The organism is Streptomyces sp. NPDC054956 (genome assembly GCF_053609185.1).
Genome location: NZ_JBSGXB010000547.1, coordinates 1 through 2,674, shown reverse-complemented (window position 1 = coordinate 2,674; position 2,674 = coordinate 1). Strand labels below are relative to the sequence as shown.

At 73.7% G+C, this 2,674-nt stretch carries 3 protein-coding genes and 1 pseudogene; 1 reads left to right on the top strand and 3 read right to left on the bottom strand.

Annotated elements, in window-relative coordinates:
- Positions 1-291, top strand: a 291-nt coding sequence (locus ACWGDE_RS38050) for a glycosyltransferase family 2 protein (protein ID WP_453393658.1), incomplete at its 5' end; no start/stop codon positions are given.
- A gap of 121 nt (positions 292-412) precedes the next feature.
- Here ACWGDE_RS38050 and ACWGDE_RS38045 read toward each other — a convergent pair.
- From ACWGDE_RS38045 to ACWGDE_RS38035, 3 genes and pseudogenes are all read right to left on the bottom strand, one after another.
- Positions 413-1,219, bottom strand: a complete 807-nt coding sequence (locus ACWGDE_RS38045; RefSeq protein WP_453393657.1) for a glycosyltransferase family 2 protein — start codon at positions 1,217-1,219, stop codon at positions 413-415.
- 16 nt (positions 1,220-1,235) lie between these two features.
- The gene (locus ACWGDE_RS38040; RefSeq protein WP_453393656.1) at positions 1,236-2,327 is read right to left on the bottom strand and encodes a hypothetical protein; all 1,092 of its coding nucleotides are present in this window, start codon (positions 2,325-2,327) and stop codon (positions 1,236-1,238) included.
- 55 nt (positions 2,328-2,382) lie between these two features.
- A pseudogene (locus tag ACWGDE_RS38035) lies at positions 2,383-2,674 on the bottom strand (lipopolysaccharide biosynthesis protein); the annotation flags it as partial.

The following is a 2,674-nucleotide window of genomic DNA, read 5'->3' as shown; positions in this document are numbered from 1 at the left end:
GAGTACTGCCTGCGGGCCGGCGACCGGGGCTTCGCCACCCGCCTGGAGCCCGCCGCCGCGGCCACCCACCTCGGCGGGGACTCCCAGGTGTCCCCCCGGCTGTGGACGCTGCTGACCCTCAACCGGGTCAGGCTCTACGGGCGCCGCCACGGGGCGGCGGCCACCACCGCCTTCCGGGCGGCCGTACTGCTGCGGGAGACCTCCCGGGCGGCCCTCGGCCGGCCCGCGAGCCGCGCCGCGGCGCGCGCCCTGGCCAGCCCCTCGGCGCTGCGCGCCACTCCGGGTCCCTGATCCGGCCGGGTCGGGGTGCGGCGCCGTTGCCGGGGGCGCTGCCCCCGGACCCCGCGCCTCGAACTCCCCCAGCCACCGCTGGGAGGTGCTGGGAGGTGCCCCCTGGCGGGGCTGAATTCCGTCACCCGGTGGGCGCCGTACCGTCCCATGCGGTGTAGAAGCTCTCCGGGTTGACCAGGTAGCGGACGGTGGGCCGGGGCACGTGGCGGACCTCGTGCCGGCGGCTGTAGCGGCGTACGAGCTCCCAGTCCTCGCGGGGCAGCACCTCCGGGGTGCGCCGCAGCCGGCTGAAGTACAGCGACCGGGTGCGGCGCGCCACGAAGGCGTTGGTGTCGAGGAAGGCCTCGTGGGCGGAGCGGCGGCGGTCGAACGCCACCGACAGCACGTCCCGTTCGCTGCCGTCGGGGAGCACCCTGCGCAGCGCCGTGTACACGGCGTCGGGCCCCCCGGCCGGTTCCAGCACCGCGAGGGCCTGCTCCAGGTGGTCCGGCTCCCACAGGTTGTCGTCGTCCAGGAAGGCGACGTACCGCGAACGGGTCAGCCGTATCCCGACGTTGCGCACGACCCCGGCCGTGGCCGTGTTGCGCGACAGCGACACCGCGAACAGCCGCGGGTCCGGAGGAAGTTCCGGCAGCCCCGCGCCGTCGTCCACGACGATGACCACCTGGTCGGACACCGTCTGCGCCAGGGCCGAGCGGACCGCCGCGCGCAGCGCCTCGGGGCGCCGGTGCGTGGCGATCACGGTGGCGACCAGCGCGGCCGGCGGCCGGCCGGGCAGGGCGGCCAGCCGGAGCGTCTCGGCGTCCTCGAAACGGCGCAGCCGCACCGCGGAAGGGGCCAGCAGCAGCTTGTTCCTGGCCTCGAACAGCACCAGCCAGCCGAAGGCCCGCTTGAGCAGCTCCCAGGGGGCCCGGGCGATGCGGCGCATGATGTCCTCTCGATCGTCAGGAGGCCGGTTCGGGTTCGACCGGCCGGCCGTCGCTCATGCGGTTGCCGCGCCACACGTTCCCCGCGCCGCCCGCGTTCCAGGCCGCGACCGCCCCGTAGGTTCCGGCGCCCGGATGGTACTGGGTGGAGAACACGTTGTCCGTGACCTGGATCCCCGTGGCACCGGGGCCGCCGCCGTAGAGCGCGTACGCCCCGCCGGCCAGCCAGTTGCGGTCGACGACGACGTTGCTGACGTTGCCGGTGTCCGCGAAGAGTCCCAGGGCCGCGCTGGCGCCCCGGTCGACCGTGGTGGAGTTGAGCAGGGTGTTGTGGCGGATGGTCAGCCGGCCCGAGTTCCCTCCGCCGCTGATGACGGCGTCCGTGTGCTGCCATTCACCGCCCAGGTTGCGGAAGGCGGCGATGTCGTGCACGTAGTTGTCGTGCAGATCGCCCTGGCCCATGGACAGGGCGTTGCCGAACACCGAGATGTCGCACCAGCCGACCTCGATCGAGCTCTCGCCCATGTTGGACACGGCGTAGTTGACGCCGCCGTTGTCGGGGCCCTTGCCCGGTACGGCGGTGATGTTGGTGTGCAGGACCCGCAGGCCCTTGTAGCCGGGGCGCAGGTTGATGCCCCACCAGTTGGCCGAGGTGATCTTGCTGTCGATGATGGTGACGTCGTTGGCGTAGATGTCCAGCGAGCCGACGATGTCCCAGCCCTTGATGACCGTCCCGTCGGTCTTCACCGACATGTTCCCCGTGTCGTGCCGCTCCAGCTTGATGCGCGGACCGGTGCTCCGGGCATCGGGGAACCCGCAGGCACCCGGCGTGGCCGAGGTGCACGCGGCCGCCGCCGCGGGCGGCGGAGCCTTGCTCGTCGCCGCGGCGGAGGCCGACGGGGACGGAGACGGGGACTCGGACGCGGCCGAGGGGCTCGGGCTGACCGAGGCGGAGGGGTCCGTCGAGGGCTCGGACGCGGGGGGAGGAGGTTCGCCTCCGGGGCACTGGAGAGCGGCTTCCGGGCAGGAACCCGCCGTGGGCTCGCTGCTTCCCATCCGCTCGGCCTGGTACACGGCCAGTACGGCGGCCAGGAGGACCCCCGCGGCCACCCAGGCCCATAAGCGTCTGCTACGACGTGTTACCGAGCTATGACGTGCCACGGAGCTATCCCTCCACCGTCACGGGCGCGGCGCCCGAGGGGGCGCCGCGCAGGAAGCCGAGGCTGGGCAGGACGCACAGGCCGTAGGTCAGGGCCCCGGCGACCCCGATGGCCAGCAGAGCGAGGACGCCGTCCCCGAGAAGCCGCTCCAGTACGAGCACGACGGCCGTCATCACGGCGCCGCCCAGGAAGGGCCAGGCACAGGCACGGGCCACGGTGCCCAGTCCGATGCCCCCCCGGTGCAGCGCCACGAGGAACACCGGCACCACGACCGCGCCGGCGACCAGTACGTGTCCC

Excerpts from the sequence above, each read along its gene's own strand:
- ACWGDE_RS38045 (WP_453393657.1), bottom strand. The coding sequence starts at position 1,219 with ATGCGCCGCATCGCCCGGGCCCCCTGGGAGCTGCTCAAGCGGGCCTTC.